2 pseudogenes are annotated in these 526 nt (G+C 37.6%); one reads left to right on the plus strand and one right to left on the minus strand.

The annotated features are described in order from the left end of the window. Positions 1 to 136 (minus strand): annotated as a pseudogene (locus tag CBG25_RS15745) (transposase); the annotation flags it as partial. Between the two features lie 163 nt (positions 137 to 299). On the opposite strand from CBG25_RS15745, the pseudogene CBG25_RS15750 reads away from it, so the two are divergent. Next, positions 300 to 526: pseudogene (locus tag CBG25_RS15750) on the plus strand (IS5/IS1182 family transposase); the annotation flags it as partial.

A 526-nucleotide genomic window follows, 5' to 3' on the forward strand; every position in this document is an offset into this window, starting at 1 on the left:
TCGAATACAGAGAAATTATCCGATCATCAAATCCATTAAGCTGTTTTTCTCCTTTCGATATCAACTTTGGTTCGAAAGTGCTATTTCGATCGCGAGGAATATCCAACCCGATAGTTCCATGCACAGACACGAGTTTCGCACCAATAAAAAAACGCTCTATTTTTAAGTTTAATTCAGCATGATATATAAATAGTTAAAACCTTATAAATCAAATACAACTTATTGTAATTTAAGAAAATTTATGTTTTTTAGTAACTTGCAGATTAATCATTGCTTTTAAGCCATTTTTAGAATTTTATATGCCTGTGCGAAACTCGTGTAAGAATGACCTCTTTGCAAACCAGTATCACCAACAGACGATCGACAAGTTGGGTGACCCGCTGGTCAAGATCGAAACCTGTATAGACTTTGCGCATCTAGCAGCAGAAATCGACCATGTGGTACCGCGTCCTGTCAGCAAAAAAGGCGGACGTCCACCATTTCCAACAGAGACCATGGTTCGCATTTTAGTCTTAAAGCGTATCTA

The organism is Arsenophonus sp. ENCA (assembly GCF_002287155.1).
In the GTDB taxonomy this organism is placed as follows: Bacteria; Pseudomonadota; Gammaproteobacteria; order Enterobacterales; family Enterobacteriaceae; genus Arsenophonus; species Arsenophonus nilaparvatae.